Genomic DNA, 23,847 nt, shown 5'->3' on the forward strand with positions numbered 1-23,847 from the left:
GCGCCATAATTTTTCTTAGGACATTTTAGCGATCGCCAACTGCAAATCCTCATAACCTTTCTTGAGGTGCAGGTCTTCAGTTAAATGTTCTGCTAATAATTGGGCATATTTTTCAGCCTTGGCCTTATCTGCTCGATAATAAGCAATATGGGCCAAATTGAGATAAGACATGGCCTTTTCAGCCTTTCTACGCATGCCCAAATCTATGGCCTGCAACAATTGCTGCTCGCCTTTTTCCAAAAGTGCAAGGCGCTTTTCTGGTTCTATCTCCTTTTCTTGGCTCTTGTAAATAGCTATCAAACCCTGACAAAAAAAGTAATAGGCCCGATGAGAAGCCAATAACCAATCTACCTTATGAGTGGCCGCCAAATACTTTTCTGCCTGCTCAATTTTACCCGCCTTGAGCGCAAAAAGAGCTCCATTGATATGCCCAAATAAAAAATAGCCCAAAAGCAACAAAATGGCAAATCCCCAAGTCAAAATACTAATCGTTGGCCCCAAATTTAATAACATGGCCACGATCCCCGCCGCAATAAGCGAGAAGATGAGGATAAAACGCAATCTTGGATTAAAAAACATAAGTTCTCTTTTTAACGGCGTTTTCCCCCTCTTTTCATATAACTCTGCATCTGCCCTTTCATGCCGCCACGGCCACCTTTCATGGCCTGACGCTGCATCTGATGCTGCCCTTTCAACATTAAATCAATTTCCTGTATGTTTTCTTTAACCTGAGGATTATTAATGTTCAATTTTTTGGCCGTCTCCAAATAGTCTTTCATTTTCATCACATAAGGACGACGCTGCGTTTCTGTGGTCATTTTTTGCGCATACATTCCCTGCACATTAATGAGCTGCAAATAAAGCATCCCCCGAATATCATCCGGCAAATCTAAACCTAATGCCTGATTGGCCAATTTTTCACATTTTTTGGTCTCTCCTTTTTGCAAGGCCAAACCCGAACGGATGAAGTAGTACATCCCATGATAACCAAATTGCAACCATTCTGGCTTAAACGTATAGGCCAACACTTTTTCCGCTCCCTCCGTATCGCCAATCTGCATTTTCATGGCCGCCGCATTCACCGTACCAATCAAAAAATGCTTGACCAACAAGATAATAACCACCAATAAAGGCATCCAAGCCCAAGCAAAACCCACTGTGGGCCAAAGTCCTATGGTCAAGGCCAAACAAGCAAAAAACAAAATCAGCTGTCGCTGAAAAGTGAAAAATTGAATGAAGGATAACATATTTTTCGATTTATTATTTTCGTTAAGTGCCGCAAAGATACGAAAGCTTGGGCGCAGGACTGCTTTTTTTTTATTTTTTTGTCTGTCCCCCATTTTATAACTTTATTTTGATCTAGTTTTGGGGCTGCCCCTCCCTATGGTCGGGTCGGGCTGTTTCGCAGCTCGCTATTCGCTCGGCCCTTCGGCGCAAAGCGCCTCGGTCTGGCCCTACGGGCCACTGCTGTCCATCCCTCAGCCAGATTTAATCGCGCTGCTTTGGCCATAGTTTGCTATGAATTTTTGGCTAGGCCAGCTATTTTTTAAGGACATAGCCTTCGCTATGACCGAGAAAAATAGGGCCGACTAGCGGGAAATTGCTGCAAACTATAAAAGTGAGTGCGCTTAAATTTGGCTATTACCTGCGGCGCTGCGCGCCTGCTAAACGCAAATTATCTCCTTTTGGACCAAATTACCACTTATGCTCAAACAAATTGAAGGCCTAGTGCTACGCACCGTAGATTATAGCGAAAGCAGCGTCATCTGCGATCTATTTAGCCGCGAACTTGGCCGCCGCTCTTATATGGTCCATGGCGTGCGCAAGCCCAAAGCCAAAATTACCAAGGCACTTTTACGCCCTATGTCTTGGGTAGAGCTAGTGGTTTATCACAATGAAGAACGAGACCTAAATAAGGTCAAGGAAATTCGGCCCAGCTATATCTACCAAATCATTCCCTTTGATATTGCCCGCTCTAATATGGCCCTTTTTATGGTAGAAGTTGCCCAAAAAGGCCTACAAGAAGAGGGACCGCAAGAAGAGCTTTACAATTTTTTGTGGGTTTACTTCAATCAATTGGACCAAAAAAACAGCCCTGCTTGGGCCAATTTACACCTGCATTTTATGGTGCATTTTGCGGCAGAATTGGGCTTTTGTCCCAGCCCTAGCTCCGCCCCCATTTTCGATTATAAAGAGGGAGAATTTGTGCATGAACAGCCGCTGCACGCCTACCATTTTGATGAGGAAAGCAGCCAGATTTTGGACCAACTCCTTCGTTTAGATCGGCATCAATTAGCAGAAATAAAGCTCAACCGCCTCAAGCGGCAACATTTTATTGAGCAAATGATTTTATTTTATCGCTATCATTTGCCCAATTTTCAGCTCAAAAGTTGGGAGGTCCTCAAACAGATTATGGGCTAAATTGCGCTTTTACTCAAGGCCCAAAGGGCCTCTTTTTTGGCCTAGCGATGTGCAGCAGTGGCCCAAAGGGCCAGACCAAAGCCCGAAGGGCTGAAGGGCCGAGCGAATAGCGAGCTGCGCAACGTAGCGCCGACGACCAAAGGGAGGCGGAGGCCCCAAAACCACTAATGTCCCCTTTTTTCGAGTAGGATAACATAGCGCATGAAAACGCCCCAGGCCAGTAATTTGCAGACGATAAAGCCCACTTTGCCATCGCGGAAGCCCTGTTGGATGATGTAGTGTTTGAAGAAGCGGAAAGCGGGTTTGAGGTAGAGGTGGAAAAAGCCCACTTTGGGGGTTTTGCTGGCGTAATCGCCAGCGGACCAATGGGCGTAGCGCTCCATTTTGGCCATAAAATGGCGCATACTTTTAAATGTATAGTGCAGTAGGCGGCCTTTTAGCCAAGCGACTTTTCCCTTGGTAATAATTTCGGCATGCACCTCTTTTTCCTCATAGCTGCAAAGATCGCGTTTAAAAAAGCGGATCACGGCATCATTTTGCCAGCCTGAAAAGCGGACCGCCTGTCCCATAAAATGGTTATCGCGGCCCATCCAGTAGGCAATAGGTCCTTGGGGATCTTCAGCTTGGCTCATGATGGCCTTGATTTCGGCCGTTAGATTTTCGCTAGGGCGTTCATCGGCATCCAGCAGAAAAATCCATTCATTTTTGGCTTGGGGAATGGCCCAATTTTTTTGGCTAGCCGAGTTACCGTATTCTCTTTGAATAATTCGGGCGCCGGCTTTTTCGGCCACGGCTAAAGTATCATCCGTACTAAAAGAATCGACGACCAGCACCTCATCGGCCCAGCTGACCAAAGGCAATAACTCTCGGAGGTTATCGGCTTCGTTGAAGGTGGGAATCAGTACAGTAAGCGGGCGCATAATTAGATGATTTTATAATTTTGGTACTCACCCACTCTTTTTCCCGTCATATTTTCGATCGTTCTAGAGAGGCGTTCTTTGAGAGAGAGTTTTGGGGGATTGGGTGAAAACTCCCAGTTTAGGCGTTTGAGGCGTTCCTCCATCACTTTTGGGGCGCTTCCTTCAAAGCGTTTTACCGAATCGATTTCGGAATAATCGTATTCTCCTTCCTTTTGCATATTCTTCTCAATCCATTCATCGGAATGCCAGAAGCGGTTAGAAGAAAGGCGTTTTTGGACCTGTTTTTCGGGGGGGCGCACCCAACCGTAGTGATAAATATCGGCGGGGATGAGCTTGACCTTTAGTTTTTCGTCCTCTTTGGTTCTGAAGCCTTGGGCATCTTTATAGGAGCGAATATTTTTATCATTTCGGACCACTCGGATTTCTCTGCGGTACCATTTTCGGGAGTCGGCCACATAATCGTAGGAGCCCCAAAAATGTTGATAATTAAAGAGTAGGCCTTCCACCTCTTTATCATTAAGATATTTTTCCATGGCTTGGCGAACCGTAGGGATAAACTTCTCGTGTAGTACTTCATCGCCTTGGAGGTAAAATACCCAATCGCTATCGGGGCTAACGGCATCTAAGGCTTTATTTGTTTCTACGGCCAAGACTTTGCCGCCTTCGCGCAGGCTATCATCCCAGACAGAGGGAATAATTTTGAGTTTGGGGTCTTTAATTTGGGCCAACAATTCCTCTGTTCCATCTTCTGAATTGCCAAAAAGAAGGATAAACTCATCGCAGAGCGGGAGGATTGATCGGATGGCTTCGAGGATGGGGTAATCAAACTTAACAGCATTTCTGACGAAGCTAATGCCAGTTACTTTCATAAACTTTAGGATTAAATTGGTCCTTTAATGGGGCAAAGGTACAAAAAAAAGACCTCTAATAGCAGTTGCTAGAAGAGGTCTTTTCTATTATTGAGTCAAGCGGCTTAGAGCGTTTGCTTCACTTCTTTAATTTCGTAAACTTCGATTTCATCGCCTTCTTGGATACCATCAAAATTGCGGATGGTTAGACCACATTCGAAGCCATTTTTAACTTCAGCGACACTATCCTTAAAGCGTTTGAGTGAGCTAAGTTCGCCATGTTGTCCTTCTTTTTTAGGGAAGATCACGATACCGTCGCGAATCACGCGGATATAGCTATTGCGGGTCACTTTACCAGATTGTACCATACAACCGGCTACTTTACCTACCTTAGAAATGCTAAATACAGTTTGGATAGCTACAGAACCGATTGTTTCTTCTACTTGCTTAGGTTCTAGCATACCTTCTAGGGCAGACTTCACCTCTTCGATTGCATCGTAGATGATAGAATAGGTCTTAATTTCTACTCCTTCTTGTTCAGATAGGCGGCGAGCAGATGGGTTAGGACGCACTTGGAAACCGATAATAATGGCATCCGAAGCGGCGGCTAGGTTTACATCAGACTCAGTAATTTGACCTACGGCTTTATAGATAATATTAGTTTGAATTTGCTCGGTAGAAAGTTTGAGCAAAGAGTCAGAAAGTGCCTCTACAGAACCGTCCATATCTCCTTTCACGATCAAGTTCAACTCTTGGAAGTTTCCAACTTTTAGTCGACGCGTGATATCATCTAGGGTAATACGGCGGGTAGCGCGAATCTGTTGCTGGCGGATAATTTGGCCACGTTTGTTGGCCAATTCTTTCACCTTACGCTCAGACTCCAATACTTGAAGCTTCTCCCCTGCTTGAGGGGCACCATCGAGACCAAGAACGAGAACGGGAGTAGAAGGGCCAGCCTTTTTCACTCGTTTACCTCTTTCGTCAAACATCGCTTTCACACGGCCATGGTATTGACCAGCAATGATAGGATCACCAATAGCAAGTGTACCTGTTTGCACCAATACTTTGGCTACATATCCACGGCCTTTTTCTAGAGAGGCTTCAAGGATAGCACCAACAGCTCGGCGGTCAGGGTTTGCTTTAAGTTCTAGCATTTCAGACTCCAACAAGATTTTCTCTAGGAGTAAATCCACATTAAGGCCTTTCTTAGCTGAGATATCTTGGCTTTGGTAAGTACCGCCCCATTCTTCAACGAGTAGGTTCATAGAAGCCAATTCTTGCTTAATTTTCTCGGGTTGTGCGCCTTCCTTATCAATCTTGTTAATAGCAAAAATGATAGGTACTTCGGCGGCTTGGGCGTGACTAATCGCCTCTTTAGTCTGTGGCATGATGTTATCATCTGCAGCGATGATAATTACAGCAACATCGGTTACTTTTGCACCACGGGCACGCATAGCGGTAAAGGCTTCGTGACCAGGAGTATCAAGGAAGGTAATGCTTCCCATATCTTTCACCTTCACTTCATAGGCACCGATATGCTGAGTAATTCCTCCAGCTTCTCCTTCAGCAACATTAGCTTTACGGATACGGTCCAAAAGTGATGTTTTACCGTGGTCTACGTGCCCCATTACAGTAACAATGGGTGAACGAGGTTTAAGATCTGCGGGATCGTCTTCTTCCTCCTCCTCTTCAATATCGATTTGATCTTCAGCAGAGATAAATTCTACTTCATAATCATATTCTGTAGCAATTAGCTCGATGATTTCTGCATCTAGACGTTGGTTAATCGAAACGAACTGTCCAATTTGCATACACATCATGATGATATCGGCAGGAGTAACATTGAGCAGGCCAGCAAGTTCAGATACAGAGATAAACTCTGTCACCTGTAGTACTTGTGGTTCCTCCATCTCTTCTTCCATACGTTGGCGCATGGCTTCCTTCTTCTCATCACGAGAGGCACGGGTAGAACGTCGTCCTCCTTTTTTGCCTCCACCATGCAAGCGCTGCATGGTTTGTTTTAGTTTGTCATCGACCTCCTTATCAGAGATCTCGCGACGTTTTCCTTTCTTCTTGCGTTTCTTATTGCTATTAGAAGACTGGCGATCATTATTAGTAGAGTTGCCTCCACGATTATCGTTATTTCTATTATTGCGATTATCGTTTTCAGCTTGATTTGTAGAGATCTTAGTGCGCTTACGTTTTTTATTGTCGTTGTTGCTATTTTGATTCTCGTCTTTCTTCTCTTCGCCTTTTTTAGCCTCTTGTTTCTCCTGAGGCTTCTTCTCATCTGTACCGCCAATTTTCTTGCGGTTACGTTTCTTCTTCCGTTTGCGGCGAGGATCTTCGATGTTAATCTTACCTAAGATCTTCAAGCCTTTAAGTTGAGGAGCCTCCATCTTGATATCGACTCCATCTTTTTTCTCTGTAGTTGCTTCTGGCTGCTCAGTAGTTTTTTGTTCAACTTCTGGCGCTACAACTTGTTTTTCTTCTACCACTTTTGGTGATTTGGTTTCTTCCTTTTTAGGCGTCTCCTGCTTAGGCTCTTCCTTTGCTTTAGGGGCTTCTTCCTTCTTGGGAGTTTCTTTTACTTCCTTAGGTTGTTCCTCTAGCTTAGGAGTAGGCTCTTCTTTTTTGGGCGCCTCTTCTTTCTTAGCAGTAGTTTTCTTGCCTCCTTTTCGGCGGCCAGAGCGAGACTGCTCATCTAAGTTGATTTTGCCCAAAATTTTTGGCCCTTTAGGCATATTAGAAACCACTTCGTCATCCTTGGTTTCTTCCTTTTTCTCAGAAAGCTCGCTTTGCTTTACAACGGGAGTCTCTTCTTTGGGTGTAGTAATTTCAACTTTCTTAACCGGCTTAACTTCTTGCTTAGCCTTGGCCAACTGGCGCTCTTTTTCTTTCTTTCTTTTCTCCTCCTCCTTCTTCTCCTTCTCTAAGCGGCTGCCAATAGTAATCTTGTCCGCCTCTTCCTTAATGGCGGCAGATTTGTTGAAACGGGCCAACAACTTATCGTACATCTCGTCTGAAACCTTGGCTGTGGGGCGGTTAACCACCTCATACCCATTATCGTTCAGATACTCAACGATAGTATTTGTTCCAATATTTAGCTCGGCAGCTACTTTTACTAACCTTTTTGACATTCCGTGTATTTAGCTAATTGCGTAAAAATCGTGATTTTAAAAAATCGGTACAAATATAGTCAATATATTTGAGAGCATTCCCATAACATTAGGAAAAATGCCTTTTGGCCCCTTCTTTATTCTCCGAAAAGCCTAGGGCCCTTGCTTTTCTAGTCTCGAATCAAGAGTCGTGATACTAGCGTTTTTTTGGGTTTTCACTACCTACTAAACACTAGAATCACTGGAGTCCAGCTAAAAAAAGGCCTAAGTACAAGAAGTACTAACTGAGCTTATACTTAGGCCCGTCAAAGGCAGCAGTTATTCTGCGCTATCCTCCTCAGAAGATTCCTCTTCCTCAATAGCTTCATCGGGCAAATCTTTGCCACTATCATCAAACTCTGCTTTAAGGACGACAATGATTTCCTTAATGGTCTCCTCTTCCAAATCTGTGCGACGCAAGAGCTCGTCCAAACTTAGATTGAGTACATTTCTGGCTGTATCACAACCAATATTCTTCAATTCATCAATGACCCAATCTTCAATCTCATCTCTAAACTCATCGAGTTCTACATCAAAGTCGGCATCTGTATCAAAGGCGCCTTCTCTAAAGACGTCAATGTTGTAATCTACTAAACGGCTAGCCAATTTGATATTGACCCCCTTCTTTCCAATCGCCTTAGAAATTTCAGCCGCTTCCAAAAAGACAGAAGCTTTGCGATTGTCCAAGTCCAATTCTACCGAACTGATCCGCGCTGGCGTCAACGCCCGCTGAATCAATAAGGCTTCATTGCTAGTATAATTGATAATGTCTATGTTTTCGTTCCGCAACTCCCGAACAATTCCGTGAATTCTAGAACCTTTCATCCCTACACAAGCCCCTACAGGGTCAATTCGCTCGTCATAAGACTCTACCGCTACCTTGGCTCTATCACCAGGCGCACGAACAATCTTACGCACCGTAATCAATCCATCCTCAATCTCTGGCACCTCCTGCTCTAACAAACGCTCCAAAAAGCTGCTCGCCGTACGCGAAAGGATAACCATCGGGTTGTTGTTTTTGTTCTCTACCCGATCCACTACCGCACGAACCATATCTCCCTTACGGAAATAATCGCCGCGAATAGTTTCCGACTTAGGCAACATCAACTCCGCTCCCGTAGCCTCATCCACAATAACAAATTCCCGCTTCAAGGTCTGTGCTACCTCCCCAAAAATAAGGTCCCCGATCCGATCGGCATACATCTGATATACCTTGTCCTTCTCTAGTTCCAAAATTCTTGAAATTAAGGTCTGACGAGCCGCCATGATCGCACGACGACCAAAATCAGCTACCCCCACTTTTTCATAACACTCCTCACCTACCTCATAATCCTCCTCAATCTTTACCGCATCGCTAATCGCAATATGATAACGATCATCCTCTACCTCGCCATCGGGAACGATCTCGCGCTTGCGCCAAATCTCTAAATCCCCCTCAATGGTGCTCACAATGATATCAAAGTTATCATCGGCCCCATATTTTTTGCGAATAAGGGTTCTGAATACATCCTCGAGCACCCGCACCATCGTTGGGCGATCAATGCTCTTCATATTTTTAAACTCCGAAAAGGAATCAATCAAATTGATCATACCTTATGTATAATTTTTAAAATGTAATCTTAACTAACGCCTTCTTAATACGCTCAAAGGGAATCTCCTGACGCATCTCGACCAACTCTTTCTTCTTCCGCCCCTCCAATTTCACTTTCTCACTATAAGTCAATACAATATGCTCCTCCGTCACTTCTTCTAACTTCCCCTTTGCATGCTTGTGCTCTCCCTCAATCTCTACCGATAACTCCCGCCCTATGTTCTTCACATACTGACGATGTAGCTTTAACGGACGATCTAGGCCCGGAGAAGACACATCCAAGGTGTATTTCTCTCCCAACCAACCATTCTCCTCTATCTGAGCTTCCAAATGACGACTCAATCGCGCACAATCTCCAAAATTGACCCCATTGTCACTGTCAATAAAAACCTGCACTTTGTTCTCGCCCTTATACTCAATCTCTACCAGAAATAAAGCCTCTCGACCCTCTTCTGCAAAATAAGCCGCTATCAAATCGGCTAGCTTTTCCGTAATTGTTGGCATCTGACTTCTTTATAATAAAAAGAGGGAACGTTTTCACGGTTCCCTCGCTCAATGCGTTTTGCTGCCACAAATATAAGCATTTATCTTTAGCTTTTCGGACTTTCTCCAGATTTGTTAGCCCAGCCCCCAATTTTTCCACCTCCTCTCCCCTCTTTTATACTCCCTCAATTTCTACTGTTTTGGGGCCTATCAGCAAAGATGATTTAAAGGTTTTCTTCTCTTTATGTTGCTTACTGTTTTTTTGGGGCCTCCGCCTCGCTTCGCTCGTCGGCGCTACGTTCCGCAGCTCGCTGTTCGCTCGGCCCTTCGCCAGCTTCGCTGGCTCGGTCTGGCCTACGGCCACTGCTGCACATCGCTAGGCCTGCGGCCCTTCGGGCCTGTAGGACGAGAAACAACTCATATTAAAAATATTTTATCCCATAACTGACATCCTACAATAAATTCACATACTCTATCAACTTATATTTAGTTGAACTTTTTGTAGAAATAATTTTTTGCTCTGTAATTTCCTCACACTTAAAAATATATTTAGTTGAATCAATTTCAGCACCTTTTAAAATACTAGAGTCAGCAAATCCATTAAATTCTTTATTACTTTCTGTATCAGATAAACGCCAAGTACCTTTATCTACATCTACTTGTTTAAAAACGCCCTTAAACTCAACCTCTATTCTACTTAGTTCTTCCTTTTCGTCTAAAATTGCTTTAACACGCTCAGCATAAGACCTTTTTATTTCCCTGCTATAGATTTTTCTTTCAGTTAACGAATACCACTCATATTTAATTCTAATACTTTCCTCTAGCATCTTTTCAATCAGCTTTTTGTAGGCCCCGATGGAACGTCCTCTGTATTGAGTAAATAATTTGATAATTTCCTCATTTGATTGAATATCTTCTGTTATTTCATCTAGCTTAACCAATGAACGTTCGAGCTCATTATTACCAAATAAATTTTTATCTTTTTCCCCATCCCCCTTCATATGCACTTTAAAAGAACCTTTAGAAGTATCAAAAATTCTTAGTACATAGTTCTTATCTACATCTTTTGATTTATCATTACCAACTGCTAGTTTATAAAGATATTCAATCAACTTTTGGAATAGTATCATATATTCCCCCAATAATGCTGCATTCAGACTATTCGAATTAGTTGAATCAGAAAAGGCTAAATGAATAACTGTTGACTCACTCTCTATAGACTCCTTAATCAGCTGGCTACCTTCTACTACCCAAGACTCTTCTTCTATAAAAAAACCTTCATCAGGTAAATATGATTCAGGTATCATATCCCAGCCATGTCTAGTAGCTGAAAAATTATGTAGGTTTTCTTCTTCGCAAATTACATCATACCACTCTTTAACTTCAGGTTTCTCAAAAATAATTCTTAAATCAAGTTCTCCTTGTAATAATTTTATATAACGTTCATTAGAAATTTTAATCCCTAGATATTTTATCTCAGGAGATTCTTCTATGATCATGCATATATACTTACTTTGAAAAAGATCTTTAGCAGTAAAGACCTGTGGAACATCATAGTATACAAGCACATCTAATATTTTCAAATACAGCAAGCTCATAATACTTTTGAAGATTCAATGTTAAAAAGAGTACTCATCCACCATGAGTGATGTTCTTTATATCTTCCAGTTTGTTTAATTAAACCATCTTTTGGAAAAAGTTCTACACTAAATACTACCTTTTTTTTATGTGCAGGTAGTTTTTTAAGATTATCACATCTGAATTTCTCACTAAAAACTGATAAAGAACAAGCTATACACTCTGTTGTATTGAATTTCTTATTAGGAAACAATTTTCGATGCGAGAAAAAATCTTTTTCCACTATCGAACTAGAATGACCTAGTCTATAAAAAGTTTTTCCATTAACAGCATTAGCATCAGGGGGCGGGCAATCTTCAGGTAATTTTTCTTTGTAACTCATTATCAATGCATTTAATTTATCAGTTAATTCCAAAAATTACAACTTAGGACAATTACAACCAAATTTTTTTTCAAAAAACGAGTCTCCACAAAAGGATCCTCCCTAAAACCTTTTACTTCCCCCATAACAAAGGCAATCTTCATACTCTGGATAGTCTTTTAGCTTAGGGTGCTTAAACTCCCCCAACTTTTGTAGGCCAATTTTTTTCATGACTTGCTCGGACTTTTGGTTGTCTAGGGTGCAAACGGCAATCAGCTGCTCTATTTCTAGCTCCTCAAAGGCAAATTCCAGGCATTTTTTGGCCCCTTCTGTCGCAAAGCCCTGCCCCCAGGCCGCTTTTTTCAAGCGCCAACCAATATCTACCGCAGGTGTGTAGACGCTCTCATAATCCTGATAGGCTAAGCCGATGAAGCCTATAAACTCTCCGCTCTCTAAAATGTCCGTGGCAAAATAACAGTAGCCATATTTCTCCTGATGCGCCTGTAGCCGCCGCAGAAAGGCCGCCGTTTCTTCTTCTGTTAGCGGACTGGGAAAATGTGCCATGACCTCTATATCGGCATTCATTTTTGCAAATTCAGGCAGATCGGCAGCGGTCCAAGCACGAAAGCCCAAGCGGGCAGAGCGAAAAAGATAGTTTTTCATTTTGATTGTTTTTATTGGTCCAAGATAGGGTTTAAAATTTTGTGTCTGCGCCTTTCTTGCGGCCTAGGGACATATATCTCCTCATCTATTATCTCTGCGCCTAGGGACAAGCCCCTAGGCTAGCTTTTTTAGACAGCCCTCTAAAGAGGGCCTTTGGATAAGGACCTGCTCTGCAATAACCCCTTAGCTAAACTTAGGTAAGCTAGTTGACAGAGATCAAGGCCTTTAGGCGATTTAGCAGGCGGCGAAGCCGCCGCAGGCCTAGCGATGTGCAGCAGTGCGGCGCAGCCGCAGACCAAGGCCGTCAGGCCGCAGGGCCGAGCGAATAGCGAGCTGCGAAACGTAGCGCCCGCCGAAGGCGGGAGGCCCCAAAAAACAAAAAAGGAGCAGTAAAAAATTACTACTCCTTTTGCTATGCTATTAGGCCCAAAACATTAGATAAAGAGGTCGGGCATCAATTTTTGGCTGCTATCTACGGCATATTGGCTAAGATCCTGAACGCCTTCGAACATCAAGACTTCATCATCGAGGAAGAAGTTGCCCGTACATTCTGCGGCGGGGCGTTGCAAGATGAAATAAGCGGCATCGGCCACGATTTCGGGCGTGCGGCTTTGGCTGACCATAGCCTCTCCGCCCAAAAGATTGCGCACGGCAGCTGTGGCGATGGTGGTTCTGGGCCAAAGAGCATTCACGGCAATTTTGTCATCCTTAAACTCTTCTGACATGCCCAAAACGCACATACTCATGCCGTATTTGGTCATGGTATAGGCCACGTGATTCGCGAACCATTTGGGGTCCATATTCAAGGGTGGCGATAGGTTGAGAATATGGCCATTTGCTGATTTTTTGAGGTGGGGCAAGCAAGTTTTGCTGACCAAAAAGGTTCCTCTCACATTCACGGAGTGCATCAAGTCATAGCGTTTGAGGCTAGTGTGCTCCGTGGGCGTTAGGCTGATTGCGCTGGCGTTATTGATGAGGATATCGATGCCACCAAACTCGGCCACCGCCTTATCTACGGCTTCTTGGACCAGCTCCTCGCTGCGTACATCTAGATAAACGGCTAGGCCTTTTCCGCCAGCGGCCGTCATTTCTTCGGCGGCGGTATAAATGGTTCCCTCTAATTTGGGGTGGGGTTCTGTAGTTTTGGCTGCTACAACGATGTTGGCGCCTTCTTTGGCCAAGCGGAGGCCAATTGCTTTGCCGATTCCTCGGCTACCGCCTGTAATGAAGACGGTTTTATTCTTAAAATAACTCATTCGAATTGATTTATTGGTGTTGCTCTTGCTGAGCGGCTTGAATTTGACCATTTTTTGGCAGTTCACAAAATATTGATTGGCCTTTTTGCGCAAAGCAAAGCTTAGTCTTTGAGGATTCGGAACTTCATCCAGATATCTTCTTGAGGGCGGCTATATTGGTCTTTGGCTTGAGCGGCAATGCTATCAATGATGTTGAGGCCTTCATAGACCCGCCCAAAGACCGTATAATTCATATCTAATTGGGGGCTGCCGCCTAAATATTTGTAACGTTCTCGGTTGGCGGGGCTATAAACCATATCAAATTTGCGCTCATTTTGGTCCAGTTGCTCCATCCGAACTTGGCTGCCTTGCACAATATAAAACTGGCTGGCCGAAGACTTTTTTTCGGGATTGAGCTCATCGCCTTGGCGAGCCGCAGCCAAAGCCCCTTTTATATGGGGATATTGCGGAAGGATTTCAGCCTTTAACAATTGGCCATTGCCGCCCCAGCCCAAACGTTGCCCTTTTTGGGCTTGTCTAGAACTGGGATCTCCCCCTTGAATCATAAAGCCTTCGATCACGCGATGGAAAAGCAGGCTATCGTAAAAATTTTGGCGAATCAACTGCAGCATATTTTCTCTATGGCCGCTGGGCTCAAAATAGAGTTCGATCTTCATCTCGCCATAAGGCGTTTCTAGAGCCACTAGAGAAGAGAAAGGGTCAGGGGCTGGAATGAGCAAGCTGCTATCTATCGCAGCAACCTTAGGGCTAGAGCGGTCCTCAATCTCTAAAGGGCGATGGCAGGCACAAAAAAGCAAGAGGAGGAGGCTAAGCGGGTATAGTTTCTGTATCATTAACGGTATTTTGGCCCTAAAATACTAAAGGCAAATGCAAAGCAAATTATTTCTATTTAGCTTTTTTCTATCTCTTCCGTTTTCGCTGCTGGCCCAGAGCATCCAGCTGGTGGATGGTCCGGCGCCCGAACAGCCCTATGCGGAATTAGTGGCTGAAAGCTGGGATGAGCAAGGCGCCAATTTTGAGATCTTGATTGAAAACAAAGGAAAGGCGATGCTACAAATTGATAGCATCGCCCTAAGTTGCGATTGTTTGACCTTGCGGCCCTATCATCAGATTCCTCTTCCTCAAGATGGCCGCCGCCGCTTTTTTATTCAGTATAAAGGTCCAAAAAAGCCTTTTGATTTGATGGCTATCATATATAGTAATGCGGAAAATCATCCCGCTTATTGGTTGCGCCTAAAACAGGATTAGTCCAAAGCCTCTTTGGGATAAACCGAACGCTGAATTACCTTCTCATAGTAGGCCTCATATTGGGGCAAAATATTTTCCATAGAAAACTTTTTGGCATGTTCTAGAGCCGCTTTCTGAAATGCTTGGTGCAAGGCTTCATCTTTAAGCAATTTGAGCGCATTGGCCGCCATTTCATCCACCTCCCCTAGTTCTGAACAAAAGCCCGTCACGCCATGCAGATTCACCTCGGGCAAGCCCCCCACATTAGTCGAAATCACGGGCACCTCACAGGCCATAGCTTCTAGGGCCGAAAGCCCAAAACTCTCACTAGCCGAAGGCATAATAAAGAGATCAGAAACGGCCAAAAGCTCTTCCACGGCATCTTGTTTACCCAAAAAGCGAATGTCTGCACAAAGGCCCAACTCTCTACACAACTGCTCCAATTTTTGCCGCTCTGGACCATCCCCCACCAAAAGTAGTTTAGCAGGTAATTCGGCCCGAACCTGCGCAAAAATCTTGATCACATCTTCTACCCGCTTCACTTTGCGGAAATTCGAGATATGAATCAAAATCTTCTCGCCATGTGGGGCAATAGCTTTGCGAAAATGCTCTTTATTCGAGCGTTTAAAGCGATCAAAGTCAATAAAATTATAGATGACTTCAATATCTTGTTCTATCTCAAAATTCGCATAGGTATCCTGCCGCAAACTATCCGATACCGCCGTTACCCCATCCGATTTATTGATCGCAAAACTCACCACAGGCGCATAAACAGGTTGTTTGCCCACCAGCGTAATATCAGTCCCATGCAAGGTAGTCACAGTCGGAATATAAATCCCTTCTTGCAGCAATATTTTCTTGGCCATATAAGCCACCGAAGCATGCGGCACCGCATAATGCACATGCAAAACATCCAACTCATCATATTTGACCACATCCACTAACTTAGAGGCCAAAGCCGTCTCATAAGGCGGATAATCAAAAAGCGGATAATCAGCAAAGCGGACCTCATTATAGACGATATTCTCATGAAATCCATCTAAGCGAGCCGGCGGCGCATAAGTAATAAAATGAACTTTATGGCCTTTATCGGCTAGCCCCTTGCCCAATTCTGTGGCAACCACACCGCTACCTCCATAGGTAGGATAACAAACTATTCCTATTTTCATAATGTCGCTTCTGTTCTGTATGCTTTGGCCTCAAGATAAGACCCGACTTATAATAATCAAAAGCCCAAAAAGGTTTTTAAGTCTTGTTTAAGCCTAAGATTGTGCATTTTTTGGGGCCTCCGCTGCGGCTTCGCCTTGCGGCGCTACGTTCCGCAGCTCGCTGCTCGCTCGGCCCTGCGGCGGCTTTGCCGCCTGGGTCTGGCCTGACGGCCACTGCTGCACATCGCTAGGCCAAGGCGGCTGCGCCGCCTAAACGCAACCCTTTGGTCCCGCTAGCTGTTTAAACCCCAAAAATATGAAGAAAGAGCAGAGAAAAAAGCCCTGGAAAAAAGAGCAGCTTCCCTCTAAAATTTGCATACATTGCGGCCGCCCCTTCAACTGGCGGAAGAAATGGGCCAACAACTGGGAATCTGTCAAATATTGCTCTAAAGCTTGTCGTCATGGAAAAACGCCTACAACTTCAGGATAGAATCATTAGCCAACAATGGGGATTTTATATCCTGCTTTTACTTTTGCTTTTGGGCGGCAGCTACCTCAGCCGCTTACTCAAAATGGGGATTTTTGGCTGGGGACTTATTGCCTTTGGACTTTGGCAACTCAGCCGCTCCTTTCAACTCCAATTAAGATTGGACCAAGAAGAAATTATCTTGGAACGGCAGATTTTTGGCCTAAATTTCAAACGCCGACAATGCACCTTCTCTCAGTTAGAGTGTTTGGACCATGGCTGCCGCCTTCTCTTTTATCAAAAGGGCCAAAAATGCCTAGAGCTAAGCTTTGAAGAAGAGGGCCTCCGCTGGACAGAAAAAGGCTATCAAAGTTTGTTGGCCCGCCCAAAAATAGGACAGGCGCTCTGGAGTAAAATTATGCTGCATTATGGCTTTCTCTAAAAATGGCCGAAGCGCAGAGCTTTCATTTGGCCTAGCGATGCGGCGGGGTGGCCCGCAGGGCCGAGCGAGCAGCGAGCCCCAAAGCATAGCGCCGCAAGGCGAAGCCGCAGCGGAGGCCCCCAAAAATTAGTGCTGATATTGAAACTTAACATTTTCTTGAAACAGCATAAGCTATATTATAGCTAGGAAAAAGCGACCTTTGGCAGCAATTTAAGCCTTTAAGTTGGTTCTTCTTGGACCAAAAAAAGGATTTCATCGAATCAATTTACTTGCAGAACCTATGGATATCAAAACCACTGCTGCCCCTTTTGAGGAGCATTTGAGCAAATGGCGCGAAAATGAAAAAACGGCTTTAGAACTTCAGCGTTTAGTTGGAGAACTTCGCTTTGATCGCTCCATTGAGATTGTCCTTTTCCGTCGAGATATTTATGATAGTCGCCCCAGTCAAATTATTAACGACCACCTTTTTGCCAAAAACTACGTAAAGAAGCCGATTACAGCTCAGATGAGTTTGGCGATTACGGAGGCGATTGCCAAATTGGATCTAGCTCCGTCTAAGATTGACATTGGAAAATTGGCTACTCAATGGCTAAGTTTAGAGCAAAACGAAGGGCTAAGTCTAGAAGATTTTGTAGCGGATCAGCTAAAAGATTTTGTAGGTCAGGCGGCTAAAGATGCTCAAAATGTTAGCCCTAAAGATGTGGTTGTTTACGGTTTTGGTCGCATTGGTCGTTTGGCAGTTCGCATTCTTACTGAAATGATGGGGCGTGGAGAGCAGCTTCGTCTTCGTGCTATTGTATTGCGTCCTCGTAAAGGAGGTGATTTGGTAGCAGAATTGAACAAGCGTGCTTCTCTTTTGCGCAAAGATTCTGTGCATGGCAAATTGAGAGGAACCGTACAGGTTTTGCATGAGGAAAATCAGTTAATTATCAATAGCTGTAAGGTACAGATTATCTATGCGGGACAGCCCGAAGATATTGACTACCGAGAGTATGGCATCAACGAGGCCCTAGTTATTGATAGTACTGGAGCTTGGAAGGATCGTGAGGGCTTGAGCCGTCATCTTCGTCCTGGTGTTGATCGCGTTCTCTTTACTGCGCCTGCCAAAGGCATTAAAAATGTGGTTTACGGGATTAATCAAAACGATTTGGACCTTAATAGTGAGGAAGACAAAGTAGTTTGTGCGGCTTCTTGTACCACCAATGCCATTGCGCCTGTGCTCAAGGTCCTCAATGACAATTTTGGGATTGAAAAAGGCCATATGGAAACCATCCATGCTTATACGAGCTCTCAGAATTTGTTGGACAACTACCACAAAAAAGAGCGTCGTGGACGTGGAGCGGCAACCAATATGGTCATTACTTCTTCTGGAGCAAGTTCTGCCTTAAAAGAAGTATTGCCTGCTTTGACGGGTAAAATTACGGGTTCATCTGTACGCGTACCTATTCCCGATGGTTCTGTGGCGATTATGACCCTCAACTTAGACAAGGCCATCAGTCTAGATGAGCTCAATCAAGCGATGCGTCATGCGTCTTTGCATGGTGATCTTTTTGAGCAAATTCAGTACTCTACCTCTAAAGAATTTGTTTCTGCGGATGTAATTGGTGCTCAAGCTTGTTCGGTTTATGATGCTCCTGCCAGCAAAATTTCTGCAGATGGCAAAACCATTACCATTTATGTTTGGTATGATAACGAATATGGTTATACTCGCCAAGTGCTTCGTCTAGCCAAATATGTGAGCCAAGTACGTCGCTACCACTACTACTAGGCCTAAATCTAGTAGGAAAGATATCTCAAGGACTGTCGAAATCGGCAGTCCTTTTTTTGTGCTTTAGAGCAAACTAACGTTGTAAATACTTGTAAATACAAGAACACTAAGCTAACTTAGTCATACATAACAAAACAAGCCAGATAAATACTCCCCAATTATTCTTCATCTTAGTCCCCCAAAATGATGTATCCTTATATTTTCTCTTGTTTTATCTGCCTTTGGAGTTTTCCGCTTTGGGCACAGTTGCAGCCTTTGCCTGAAGAAGGAGGGCAATTAGTTTTAGCGCATGATAGTATTTTTTATTTGGCTCCCCAAGGAAGTTATTACTATAGATCGGGTCAATTTTTCCTTTCGAATAGTTCGATAGATAAAGGGCTCCAGTTGGAACAGCTAGCTTGGGGTGTCCAAGAGCGGTACATTTTGGCTTTGAGCCAAAATTTTCGGGCTGGCTACTGGGCCAAGGATTTGGACCAAAGCGAGGCCCTGCTCGAACAAAAAAAAGCCGAAAGCTGGCAGAGCTTTCGGCTTTTACTTCCTGCTTATGAGGATGCTTATATCTATAGTATATTAGAAAGGGGTAATCAGCTATACCTTTGTATATATATAGATGGGCTGCATTATCTGCAACTTATTGAGGTAGGGCTGCAGCCTCTTTCTCTAGAATAGAGCGATAAGTACTGGTATCTACGCAGAAAGGCATATTATCTTGTTTAAGGTAGGTATAACCTGCGGTCATATCGGGATTTGGACCAGTCTTTTTCTTTTTAAACTCGAGCGCTTCAGGACAAGCTTGATTAAGTCCAGTAATAAAGTTTGCGACTAGTCGAGCTTGTTCTGCGCGACCTTCCCAGCCTAGCCCAACAGCTTCCACCATTCCCAGAACGAAGAGATTATCATATTCGGGATGAAACATATTGAGATAGAGTTCGGGGGCTCGGCCTTGCCAGTTTAGCTCTTTTTTATCAATAAACGGGTAATCTAGTTTGTAGCCAGTGGCTAGCATGAGCATATCATACTCTTCTTTTTGACCATCTTTAAAATAGACTATTTGTCCCTCAAACTTTTCGACATCGCCACGGATAGTAATATCGCCTTGGCCAATATGTTGTAAGATAAGGGTATTCATTACGGGCCGAGACTCATAAACCTTATGGTCTGGGGCTGGGAATCCAAAATTTTGGAGATCGCCAACTACCCACTTGAGAAGTTTTCCTCCAATCCATTGTTGTAAGGGGCGAGGCAGGCGCCATTTTCCTCCCAAGGTATCGGAGGGTTTACCCATAATATACTTGGGCACAAAATAGTAGCCTCTACGGACAGAGACATCTACTTTTGGTGAACGGTGAGCAGCATCCACGGCAATATCGCAACCGCTATTTCCCGCTCCAATAATGAGTACTCGTTTATCTTCAAAAATGGCGGCATTCTTATATTGCGAAGAGTGCCAAATTTCGCCCGAGAACTCTCCTTTAAACTTAGGGTAGCTTGGCTGGGCCAACATTCCATTGGCGATAATGAGTCCCTTGTATAGATGTGTAGAGCTTTGGCCATTTTGCTCTACCGTAATTTCCCAGCTTTCTCCTTTTCTTTCGGTCTTAAGCACCTTTGTTTGAAAAGAGTAGTGCGGGTAGAGATCAAACTCCTTAGCATAAGCCTGAAAATAGCTATACATTTCTCGATGAGAAGGGTAATCGGGCCAGTGTTCGGGCATTGGGAAATCCTTAAACTCCGTTTGCTTTTTAGAAGAAATCAGGTGAGCAGACTCGTAGACAATACTATTGGGATTATTAATATTCCATAATCCGCCAACATCTACACCTAGCTCAAAGCCATCAAAAGGAATTCCTTGTTCCTTAAGTGCTTTGGCCGCAGAAATCCCCGAAGGGCCGGCACCAATGATAGCATATTTTTCTTCTGTTTGCTCGAGGGGCTTGGGGCCGTATACATTATTCTTGCGATTGGGCACAAATATATCGTTTTAGTGAAAGCGTAAAATGCTAGGCATCTGCGCTATAATAGACTTTCGGCCAATAGATAACGGTTTTCAAAAAAAAATGAAAATTTCTGCTGTTAAAAAAATCTAAGGAATTGAAAAAATCGTAATAGAAAGCTTTTTGAAAAAAATCATGCCTTTTAGGTAACAAAACATTAAGAATTGTCATCAAGGAAATAGCTATCTTTATGAGGCTATTTTTTTTACCTAAAACTTAATCTAATGTATAGATTTTTATTTCTCCCTCTATTTTTGTTGTTCCTCTATCAACCTGCAGAGGCTCAATTGATGAATCGCCTAAAAAACAAGGCAAAAGCAGGTGTTGCAGGTGTGAAGGCCCAAACAGAACAAGCTGTAGACATCAATAGTCTGCCAGCAGAAGAGCGTCGAGCACTGTATGAAAAAAAAGGCTATCAAGTTGTTGTTGGCTATCTACACTGGGCCACTGAGCAAGGTGAGCTGGCAGAAGAAGTGACTGGTGCAGCGAAAGCTATGCAACACCCTAGCGCAACTTATGCTGAATTAACATCTCCCTTAGAGGATCGTAAGCTCCTTCAATACTCAGAACTTCCTGAATCTAGTGATTGGGTGGAAGCTGGAGATAAACTTTATGCTATTGTTGGACTTAGTGGTATCATTAAAAATCCTGAAACGAACAAGGCTTTCCGTTACCAAGAACTAGATAAGGCCACTGTTCGCAAACTTCTTTTTGAAGACGAAAGCTGGATTCTTTACCTAAACCGTCCTGGTGCAGAAGTTATGGTTATTGCTGCTGGAGCAGCAACTGTAACCAAAGCTCAAAATCTTTTTGAGGCAGAAAGTTCTTTAGCCAAAGCTAAAGCCGTTGAAGCTAAAATCAATATCCGCTTAGAAAAAGAGAAAGCCAAAGAACTAGAAGAGCTCAATGCTGCGGCTGCCAAAGTACAAGTGCCTAAAAAAGGGGCTATGGATAAAAACAGCAACCTCCGCGCTTTGTCTAAAAAATACTTGACCGAGCTTTGTGAAAAAGACGGTACTCCCCTACTCTACTTTCACCTAGAGTCTAATGATTGGACCCCTTACATGAACCAACGAACATCTAAGCCTTTTTACCGTTGGTGTAAAGGTGCTTTTGTTCAGAAAAATAAAGACGGAAGTTGCATGCTTCATGGCTATACGCTCAAGCAGCGTTATGTGGGTGGAAAATACCATACAGAAATTGAGTTTGGTGGAGTGATCCAGGGCCAAGTGCCTTATGGTAGCTACATCAGCTGCGATAATATTCCGAAATAATCATTTTTCGGTTTGATGTAAAAGGGAGCTTAGGCTCCCTTTTTTTTGGTCCAATTTTGCGTTTAGAGGAGCGAAGCGACTGGCCCAGCGCTGCGGAGGGGTGGCCGTAGGCCAGACCGAGCCAGCAAGCTGGCGAAGGGCCGAGCGAATAGTGAGCCCCGCAGCATAGCGGCGGCCGCCCTAGCCGAAGGCTAGCCGGCCGCGGGCCCCAAGGCATAAAAAAATAACCAACCCTAATTATAGAATTGGTTATTATTATTTCTAGCGAAATAGGAAGTTTATCCTAAAGACCAAAAGCCTTTTTGATATCTTCTACGCGGTCCAAACGCTCCCAAGTGAAAGTTTCCACTTCGCGTTTTTCCCAACCTTGAGGCGTCAATACTTCCACCTCTTTCATTTCTGAAGGGCGGCCCATGTGACCATAAGCAGCAGTTTCAGAATAGATAGGGTTGCGTAGGCCGAGGTTGCGGATTACGGCAGAAGGGCGAAGGTCGAACAAAGTAGAAAGCGTTTTAGCGATTTCCCCATCGTTCATATCTACTTTGGCCGTGCCATAAGTGTCTACAAAAAGACCTACGGGCTCCGCTACACCAATAGCGTAAGCGACCTGAACGAGTGCTTGATCAGCAACACCAGCAGCCACCAAGTTTTTGGCGATATGGCGAGTTGCGTAAGCAGCAGAACGGTCTACTTTTGAAGGATCTTTACCAGAGAAAGCGCCTCCACCATGAGCACCTTTTCCACCATAAGTATCTACAATGATCTTGCGGCCAGTCAAGCCAGCATCACCATGAGGACCACCAATTACGAACTTCCCTGTGGGGTTGACGTGATAGATGATGTTGTCATCAAAAAGAGCTTGGATGCGCTCGGGCAAGCTAGCTTTTACGCGAGGAATCAAGGTTTCGATAACATCCTTTTGGATTTGATTGCGCATCGCTTTTTCTTCTGCAAAATCGTCATGCTGTGTAGACAAAACGATAGTGTTGATGCGGATAGGCTGATGATCGTCATTGTACTCGATAGTTACCTGAGACTTGGCATCGGGACGGAGGTAAGTCATTTCTTTACCCGCCTTGCGAATAGCCGCCAACTCTCTCAACAAACGGTGAGAAAGATCTAGGGCCAAAGGCATGTAGTTATCGGTTTCGTTGGTAGCAAAACCGAACATCATTCCTTGGTCACCGGCGCCCTGCTCTTCTTCTTCACGGCCCACATCTACGCCCTGCGCGATATCGGCAGATTGTTCGTGGATTGCAGACATGATTCCGCAAGAGTTGTAATCAAATTGATATTCAGCCTTGGTATAACCGATTTTATGCAATGTTTTGCGAATCGCTTTTTGGATATCTACATAAGCTTCTGAGCGAACTTCACCGCCCACAACCACCAAACCTGTGGTCACAAAGCTTTCACAGGCTACCTTAGAACTAGGATCATTGGCCAAAAAAGCATCTAGGATAGCATCTGAGATTTGGTCGGCTACTTTATCGGGATGCCCCTCAGAGACCGACTCTGATGTGAACAAATATGGCATTATTTCTCGCTAATTTAAAGTTGTTCAAAAAATATGCAAAGGGCCAAATTGATCTTTTGGGCGGCCTTCGCTTCATAAATGCAGCAAAGATATAAATTTCTACAAAGGAAGTTAAACCCACCCCTATTTTGCTAGAAAAAAAGCTGAGAGACAAGCGCCAAGCTATAAGGCGTCAAAGATTGGCTGAATCCTACCCAACTAGCAGCTAGACCTACTCAGCTAGCAGCCAGCCCTAACTTTTGCCCTTTTTCATTTTGTTACATTATTTTCATTTTTAACAATTGGGGTCCAAAATCCTGTTTCTGCAGCAAAAAGGGGAAAGACAAAATTTTAAACAGCTTCTACAACTAAATGCCCCGAAAATCACTTCCCCTTGATGAAAATTGCATAGAAAACGGCTGTAATTATGAATACCACATACAATTTGTGGCTTAAGCTGTAAAACACTATCATTAGTTTCTTTTTTGGGGGCTGCCCCTCGCCTGCGGCTCGGGTCGGGCTGTGTCAGGGCTCGCTATTCGCTCGGCCCTTCGCCAGCAAGCTGGCTCGGTCTGGCCTACGGCCACCCTTTTCCATCCCTCAGCCGATGCAGGCCCTAGCCTGCATAAAAGCGGCAGGCTATCGCCTATTTAATATAAAGCGGGCTTTAGCCCGCTTTGGATTGGACCAATTTTGCCCAGACAGCCCGAGGGATTCCGCAAGGAATCCCGTA

22 protein-coding genes are annotated in these 23,847 nt (G+C 44.1%); 7 read left to right on the plus strand and 15 right to left on the minus strand.

Annotated elements, in window-relative coordinates; genetic code table 11:
• Window positions 1-15 precede the first annotated feature (15 nt).
• Complete coding sequence (locus tag PPO43_RS04040) at window positions 16-579, minus strand: hypothetical protein (RefSeq protein WP_272620526.1); 564 nt, start codon at window positions 577-579, stop codon at window positions 16-18.
• A gap of 11 nt (window positions 580-590) precedes the next feature.
• Window positions 591-1,247 carry a hypothetical protein gene (locus PPO43_RS04045; RefSeq protein ID WP_272620527.1) on the minus strand — a complete coding sequence of 219 codons (657 nt, stop codon included), beginning with the start codon at window positions 1,245-1,247 and terminating at the stop codon, window positions 591-593.
• Between the two features lie 457 nt (window positions 1,248-1,704).
• Between PPO43_RS04045 and recO the strand changes: the two genes are divergently transcribed.
• Window positions 1,705-2,421 (plus strand): DNA repair protein RecO, encoded by a 717-nt coding sequence (gene recO, locus PPO43_RS04050; protein WP_272620528.1) that lies wholly within the window; start codon window positions 1,705-1,707, stop codon window positions 2,419-2,421.
• 164 nt (window positions 2,422-2,585) lie between these two features.
• Here recO and PPO43_RS04055 read toward each other — a convergent pair whose 3' ends face one another.
• The 10 genes from PPO43_RS04055 to PPO43_RS04100 form a co-directional block, all read right to left on the minus strand.
• Window positions 2,586-3,341: a glycosyltransferase family 2 protein gene (locus PPO43_RS04055; protein WP_272620529.1), complete on the minus strand. Its 756-nt coding sequence runs from the start codon at window positions 3,339-3,341 to the stop codon at window positions 2,586-2,588.
• A gap of 2 nt (window positions 3,342-3,343) precedes the next feature.
• Window positions 3,344-4,210 carry a glycosyltransferase family 2 protein gene (locus PPO43_RS04060; protein WP_272620530.1) on the minus strand — a complete coding sequence of 289 codons (867 nt, stop codon included), beginning with the start codon at window positions 4,208-4,210 and terminating at the stop codon, window positions 3,344-3,346.
• Window positions 4,211-4,314: 104 nt separating this feature from the next.
• On the minus strand, window positions 4,315-7,329 hold the full coding sequence (gene infB, locus PPO43_RS04065) for a translation initiation factor IF-2 (protein ID WP_272620531.1): 3,015 nt from the start codon (window positions 7,327-7,329) through the stop codon (window positions 4,315-4,317).
• A 297-nt stretch (window positions 7,330-7,626) separates the two neighbouring features.
• Entirely contained in the window at window positions 7,627-8,937 is a 1,311-nt protein-coding gene (nusA, locus tag PPO43_RS04070; RefSeq protein ID WP_272620532.1) for a transcription termination factor NusA, read from the minus strand.
• Between the two features lie 16 nt (window positions 8,938-8,953).
• Complete coding sequence (gene rimP, locus PPO43_RS04075; protein ID WP_272620533.1) at window positions 8,954-9,442, minus strand: ribosome assembly cofactor RimP; 489 nt, start codon at window positions 9,440-9,442, stop codon at window positions 8,954-8,956.
• A gap of 431 nt (window positions 9,443-9,873) precedes the next feature.
• On the minus strand, window positions 9,874-11,019 hold the full coding sequence (locus PPO43_RS04080; protein ID WP_336298914.1) for a DUF6575 domain-containing protein: 1,146 nt from the start codon (window positions 11,017-11,019) through the stop codon (window positions 9,874-9,876).
• Window positions 11,016-11,381, minus strand: coding sequence for a hypothetical protein (locus PPO43_RS04085; RefSeq protein ID WP_272620535.1), 366 nt, complete (start codon window positions 11,379-11,381; stop codon window positions 11,016-11,018). Before PPO43_RS04085 ends, PPO43_RS04080 begins: the two co-directional genes overlap by 4 nt.
• Before the next feature lie 102 nt (window positions 11,382-11,483).
• On the minus strand, window positions 11,484-12,023 hold the full coding sequence (locus tag PPO43_RS04090) for a GNAT family N-acetyltransferase (protein ID WP_272620536.1): 540 nt from the start codon (window positions 12,021-12,023) through the stop codon (window positions 11,484-11,486).
• A gap of 434 nt (window positions 12,024-12,457) precedes the next feature.
• Window positions 12,458-13,279, minus strand: coding sequence for an SDR family oxidoreductase (locus tag PPO43_RS04095; protein WP_272620537.1), 822 nt, complete (start codon window positions 13,277-13,279; stop codon window positions 12,458-12,460).
• A 101-nt stretch (window positions 13,280-13,380) separates the two neighbouring features.
• The gene (locus PPO43_RS04100; protein WP_272620538.1) at window positions 13,381-14,112 is read right to left on the minus strand and encodes a peptidylprolyl isomerase; all 732 of its coding nucleotides are present in this window, start codon (window positions 14,110-14,112) and stop codon (window positions 13,381-13,383) included.
• Between the two features lie 34 nt (window positions 14,113-14,146).
• On the opposite strand from PPO43_RS04100, the gene PPO43_RS04105 reads away from it, so the two are divergent.
• A complete protein-coding gene (locus PPO43_RS04105; protein WP_272620539.1) occupies window positions 14,147-14,527 on the plus strand; it encodes a DUF1573 domain-containing protein in 381 nt (126 codons plus the stop codon).
• Here PPO43_RS04105 and bshA read toward each other — a convergent pair.
• Window positions 14,524-15,675, minus strand: a complete 1,152-nt coding sequence (gene bshA, locus PPO43_RS04110) for an N-acetyl-alpha-D-glucosaminyl L-malate synthase BshA (RefSeq protein ID WP_272620540.1) — start codon at window positions 15,673-15,675, stop codon at window positions 14,524-14,526. The two genes, PPO43_RS04105 and bshA, sit on opposite strands and share 4 nt — an antisense overlap.
• Window positions 15,676-15,970: 295 nt before the next feature.
• On the opposite strand from bshA, the gene PPO43_RS04115 reads away from it, so the two are divergent.
• The 4 genes from PPO43_RS04115 (at window position 15,971) to PPO43_RS04130 (ending at window position 18,999) form a co-directional block, all read left to right on the plus strand.
• A complete protein-coding gene (locus tag PPO43_RS04115) occupies window positions 15,971-16,144 on the plus strand; it encodes a DUF2256 domain-containing protein (RefSeq protein ID WP_272620541.1) in 174 nt (57 codons plus the stop codon).
• The gene (locus tag PPO43_RS04120; protein ID WP_272620542.1) at window positions 16,116-16,562 is read left to right on the plus strand and encodes a hypothetical protein; all 447 of its coding nucleotides are present in this window, start codon (window positions 16,116-16,118) and stop codon (window positions 16,560-16,562) included. Before PPO43_RS04115 ends, PPO43_RS04120 begins: the two co-directional genes overlap by 29 nt.
• 280 nt (window positions 16,563-16,842) lie before the next feature.
• Entirely contained in the window at window positions 16,843-18,330 is a 1,488-nt protein-coding gene (locus PPO43_RS04125) for a glyceraldehyde-3-phosphate dehydrogenase (RefSeq protein WP_272620543.1), read from the plus strand.
• A 183-nt stretch (window positions 18,331-18,513) separates the two neighbouring features.
• Window positions 18,514-18,999, plus strand: coding sequence for a hypothetical protein (locus PPO43_RS04130; RefSeq protein ID WP_272620544.1), 486 nt, complete (start codon window positions 18,514-18,516; stop codon window positions 18,997-18,999).
• On the opposite strand, the gene PPO43_RS04135 is transcribed toward PPO43_RS04130, so the two are convergent.
• Window positions 18,962-20,299 (minus strand): flavin-containing monooxygenase, encoded by a 1,338-nt coding sequence (locus tag PPO43_RS04135; RefSeq protein ID WP_272620545.1) that lies wholly within the window; start codon window positions 20,297-20,299, stop codon window positions 18,962-18,964. The genes PPO43_RS04130 and PPO43_RS04135 overlap by 38 nt on opposite strands.
• Before the next feature lie 249 nt (window positions 20,300-20,548).
• Here PPO43_RS04135 and PPO43_RS04140 point away from each other — a divergent pair, with 249 nt between their 5' ends.
• Window positions 20,549-21,598 (plus strand): hypothetical protein, encoded by a 1,050-nt coding sequence (locus PPO43_RS04140; protein WP_272620546.1) that lies wholly within the window; start codon window positions 20,549-20,551, stop codon window positions 21,596-21,598.
• A gap of 283 nt (window positions 21,599-21,881) precedes the next feature.
• Here PPO43_RS04140 and metK read toward each other — a convergent pair whose 3' ends face one another.
• Entirely contained in the window at window positions 21,882-23,135 is a 1,254-nt protein-coding gene (metK, locus tag PPO43_RS04145) for a methionine adenosyltransferase (protein ID WP_272620547.1), read from the minus strand.
• Window positions 23,136-23,847: the final 712 nt, after the last annotated feature.

It is taken from the genome of Saprospira sp. CCB-QB6, assembly GCF_028464065.1.
Lineage (GTDB): Bacteria > Bacteroidota > Bacteroidia > Chitinophagales > Saprospiraceae > Saprospira.

Excerpts from the sequence above, each read along its gene's own strand:
- metK (WP_272620547.1), bottom strand. The coding sequence starts at position 23,135 with ATGCCATATTTGTTCACATCAGAGTCGGTCTCTGAGGGGCATCCCGAT.
- PPO43_RS04115 (WP_272620541.1), top strand. The coding sequence starts at position 15,971 with ATGAAGAAAGAGCAGAGAAAAAAGCCCTGGAAAAAAGAGCAGCTTCCC.
- PPO43_RS04125 (WP_272620543.1), top strand. The coding sequence starts at position 16,843 with ATGGATATCAAAACCACTGCTGCCCCTTTTGAGGAGCATTTGAGCAAA.
- infB (WP_272620531.1), bottom strand. The coding sequence starts at position 7,329 with ATGTCAAAAAGGTTAGTAAAAGTAGCTGCCGAGCTAAATATTGGAACA.
- PPO43_RS04095 (WP_272620537.1), bottom strand. The coding sequence starts at position 13,279 with ATGAGTTATTTTAAGAATAAAACCGTCTTCATTACAGGCGGTAGCCGA.
- bshA (WP_272620540.1), bottom strand. The coding sequence starts at position 15,675 with ATGAAAATAGGAATAGTTTGTTATCCTACCTATGGAGGTAGCGGTGTG.
- PPO43_RS04060 (WP_272620530.1), bottom strand. The coding sequence starts at position 4,210 with ATGAAAGTAACTGGCATTAGCTTCGTCAGAAATGCTGTTAAGTTTGAT.
- rimP (WP_272620533.1), bottom strand. The coding sequence starts at position 9,442 with ATGCCAACAATTACGGAAAAGCTAGCCGATTTGATAGCGGCTTATTTT.
- PPO43_RS04085 (WP_272620535.1), bottom strand. The coding sequence starts at position 11,381 with ATGAGTTACAAAGAAAAATTACCTGAAGATTGCCCGCCCCCTGATGCT.
- PPO43_RS04090 (WP_272620536.1), bottom strand. The coding sequence starts at position 12,023 with ATGAAAAACTATCTTTTTCGCTCTGCCCGCTTGGGCTTTCGTGCTTGG.
- PPO43_RS04130 (WP_272620544.1), top strand. The coding sequence starts at position 18,514 with ATGATGTATCCTTATATTTTCTCTTGTTTTATCTGCCTTTGGAGTTTT.
- PPO43_RS04080 (WP_336298914.1), bottom strand. The coding sequence starts at position 11,019 with ATGAGCTTGCTGTATTTGAAAATATTAGATGTGCTTGTATACTATGAT.
- PPO43_RS04100 (WP_272620538.1), bottom strand. The coding sequence starts at position 14,112 with ATGATACAGAAACTATACCCGCTTAGCCTCCTCCTCTTGCTTTTTTGT.
- PPO43_RS04105 (WP_272620539.1), top strand. The coding sequence starts at position 14,147 with ATGCAAAGCAAATTATTTCTATTTAGCTTTTTTCTATCTCTTCCGTTT.
- PPO43_RS04040 (WP_272620526.1), bottom strand. The coding sequence starts at position 579 with ATGTTTTTTAATCCAAGATTGCGTTTTATCCTCATCTTCTCGCTTATT.
- nusA (WP_272620532.1), bottom strand. The coding sequence starts at position 8,937 with ATGATCAATTTGATTGATTCCTTTTCGGAGTTTAAAAATATGAAGAGC.
- recO (WP_272620528.1), top strand. The coding sequence starts at position 1,705 with ATGCTCAAACAAATTGAAGGCCTAGTGCTACGCACCGTAGATTATAGC.
- PPO43_RS04120 (WP_272620542.1), top strand. The coding sequence starts at position 16,116 with ATGGAAAAACGCCTACAACTTCAGGATAGAATCATTAGCCAACAATGG.
- PPO43_RS04140 (WP_272620546.1), top strand. The coding sequence starts at position 20,549 with ATGTATAGATTTTTATTTCTCCCTCTATTTTTGTTGTTCCTCTATCAA.
- PPO43_RS04045 (WP_272620527.1), bottom strand. The coding sequence starts at position 1,247 with ATGTTATCCTTCATTCAATTTTTCACTTTTCAGCGACAGCTGATTTTG.
- PPO43_RS04055 (WP_272620529.1), bottom strand. The coding sequence starts at position 3,341 with ATGCGCCCGCTTACTGTACTGATTCCCACCTTCAACGAAGCCGATAAC.